This is a genomic window from Legionella santicrucis (assembly GCF_001468135.1).
Lineage (GTDB): Bacteria > Pseudomonadota > Gammaproteobacteria > Legionellales > Legionellaceae > Legionella > Legionella santicrucis.
In genome coordinates, this window is sequence record NZ_LNYU01000075.1 from 31,500 (window position 1) to 34,126 (window position 2,627).

Consider the following 2,627-nt stretch of genomic DNA (forward strand, 5'->3'; position numbering starts at 1 on the left):
TCTGGTTGCAAAGATCTAATAATATAATTCTAAATCTCTATATTGGTACATATCAATAATAATCTATATGGTGGATATGTTATTAAAACTTAGAGATCTTAATTATTCAGTATCCCATAAAGAAGAACAGAATATTTAGCTTTAAACTAAATCTTCAACTTTCAATTCAAGTAACTTTAAATATTTGCTACTGACTTCTGTTTTTCCTGAAGGTGGAACATAAACAGTTGTTATCGGGTTAATAAGGGATTTATCGAGATATGAAAGCGTGATCCATTCTATTCTTGGTTGCTGAGTGGGTAAGGAAGGTGCTTCATATAAACATATGGTATATTCCTTGGAAAAATATTCGCACAAGTAATCTTTTAAAATTGAGAGCTTATTAGATTTCTTTCCGTCTGTTCTGCCGAAGTTTGCTACTTGCCAAAGAATCAAGTGTGAATGAATATCAATTTGACGTTCAAATAATACCAGTTCGGTAGCTTCGATTGAAAAGCATCCATGATTACCAGGGTCAATTTTAAGATCACTAAAAAGACAATCTTGAGCAGAAACAGCAGGTAATATGATAGCGTCACCGCCATTTTTTTTGATCTGTATTACGGCATTTAGCGCCGAATCTGCAAAAACTGTAGGATGGCCGTAAAAAACAACGCATAAAATTGAAACCTTCTTATATTCTTCAATGAGATGATTTGTTAGTGACTGATATGCTTCAATCCGTTTTTCACTGCTAAAGTAGATAGAATCCAACGATTCAGAATTTTTTGCTTCTCGTTGAATCCATTGTTTTAGGTTATCTTCATTAACGAGGTAGAGTACCTTATCAGCACTTTGAATAACCTGTTTAGTTTCTTCGGTCAGATGGGAAATCGATTTTATTCCTGACCCTACTACTATGAGCTTATTCATTAACTTGTTTTATATTTACTATTTTATTGCTATCAGGCTGATGGTGTCTTTGTACAGAAACTATTGTATTAGAATTAGCCTGCCTCTGTTTGTTTTGATTTGTGTCTAACAATAAATCTTTGTGGCTGATCAAATACTCATTTCCTACAGCGTGTTCAAGTTTTTCCAGTAAACTCATTTGATGTCACCTACTTATATTAAATTTTGATAAACATTGTACAAATAAAATTCTTATAGGTATAGCCTAAAAAAACATTTGCGGTGATGTGCTCAATATGCTCTAATAAATGCTCGAAACGAGCATTTTTGATTTATGAGTTACAGGAGTTGAGAAATCATGAGCAATATTCACCTAATCCCTCGATTAATTCGTTTAAGAGATGCTCCGACCTATGTAGGTATGGATCGTCATCGATTTAATAAAGATGTAAGGCCAAATCTGGTTGAGATTCCCATGGGAACTCAGGGTATTGCTTTTGATCGACTTGATTTAGATGCCTGGGTAGACGATTATATACAGTGTAGTGGTCGTCCCGCGGCAGTTGAACGTAGGAGTTTGGAGTTATGGGACGAAAAAGAACGCCAGGGCTGCAAAAGCGTGGCAGCGTCTGGTGTATTGATAAAAAGGTCTTCGGACGACGACTTTGCGAAAGCACTGGTACTGACAACCTCGAAGAGGCGGAAAAGTATCTCGCAAGGCGTCTCGAAGAGATAAGACTTGCAACAGTCTACGGTGTTCGCCCCAAAAGAACATTCAAAGAAGCCGCTACTAAATTTCTGATGGAAAACCAACACAAACGCAGTATCAGTGATGATGCTGGTCGTTTGCGAGAAGTGGTTAAGTACATCGGGGATTTGCCTATTGAAGCAATTCATATCGGTAGCTTGCAATCCTTTATTGAAGGTCGAAAAAAGGATGAAGTAAGCACGAGAACTATCAATCATGGTTTGATGATTGTTCGGCGTATATTAAATTTAGCGGCTAGTGAATGGATGGATGAATTCGGTTTAACTTGGTTAAACTCAGCGCCAAAGATAAAGCTTTTACCTGAGCCAGATTTAAGAAAACCTTATCCATTAAGTTGGGATGAACAGCACAAGCTGTTTCAGCAGTTACCTGAACATCTGAAAAATATGGCTTTGTTTGCCGTAAATACAGGGTGTCGGGATCGTGAAATATGTGAATTACGCTGGGATTGGGAAATAAAAGTTCCAGAATTGTCACACATCATCGTTTTTATTGTCCCAGGTGAACTGGTCAAAAACGGAGAGGAACGGCTGATTGTTTGTAACGAAACAGTTCGGGAAGTGATAGAAGGGGAGAGAGGTAAACATCCTACTCATGTCTTTAGTTTTAAAGGTCGGCCATTAAGTCGTATGTTATCGACTGGTTGGCGACAGGCTAGAGAGAAGGCGAAATTGCCTGAAGTAAGAGTGCATGACTTAAAGCATACCTTTGGCAGGCGATTGAGAGCTGCAGGAGTAAGTTTTGAAGACAGGCAAGATTTACTTGGGCATCGTTCAGGTAGGATTACAACTCACTATTCTTCAGCTGAGTTGCAAAGTTTATATCAAGCTGCGAATAAGATTTGTGAGAATCGTAAAAGTGGAGTGATATTAACGTTATTGGCTCTACCCCAACAAAGGGGGCATTTTAATCAAGTTAGTCTAGACTAAGCCTTTGATTTGACGGTCAAAAGGAAGATTAAAATGCC

At 37.8% G+C, this 2,627-nt stretch carries 3 protein-coding genes; 1 reads left to right on the top strand and 2 read right to left on the bottom strand.

What is annotated here, in order from left to right:
• Positions 1-141: 141 nt before the first annotated feature.
• Positions 142-912 (bottom strand): SAM-dependent methyltransferase, encoded by a 771-nt coding sequence (locus Lsan_RS12885; protein ID WP_058514637.1) that lies wholly within the window; start codon positions 910-912, stop codon positions 142-144.
• Positions 905-1,090 carry a hypothetical protein gene (locus tag Lsan_RS12890; protein WP_058468142.1) on the bottom strand — a complete coding sequence of 62 codons (186 nt, stop codon included), beginning with the start codon at positions 1,088-1,090 and terminating at the stop codon, positions 905-907. Before Lsan_RS12890 ends, Lsan_RS12885 begins: the two co-directional genes overlap by 8 nt.
• Before the next feature lie 386 nt (positions 1,091-1,476).
• Here Lsan_RS12890 and Lsan_RS12900 point away from each other — a divergent pair, with 386 nt between their 5' ends.
• Complete coding sequence (locus Lsan_RS12900; RefSeq protein ID WP_420324299.1) at positions 1,477-2,589, top strand: tyrosine-type recombinase/integrase; 1,113 nt, start codon at positions 1,477-1,479, stop codon at positions 2,587-2,589.
• Positions 2,590-2,627 lie beyond the last annotated feature (38 nt).

Coding starts and splice junctions, on each gene's coding strand:
- Lsan_RS12885 (WP_058514637.1), bottom strand. CDS start 912: ATGAATAAGCTCATAGTAGTAGGGTCAGGAATAAAATCGATTTCCCAT.
- Lsan_RS12890 (WP_058468142.1), bottom strand. CDS start 1,090: ATGAGTTTACTGGAAAAACTTGAACACGCTGTAGGAAATGAGTATTTG.
- Lsan_RS12900 (WP_420324299.1), top strand. CDS start 1,477: ATGGGACGAAAAAGAACGCCAGGGCTGCAAAAGCGTGGCAGCGTCTGG.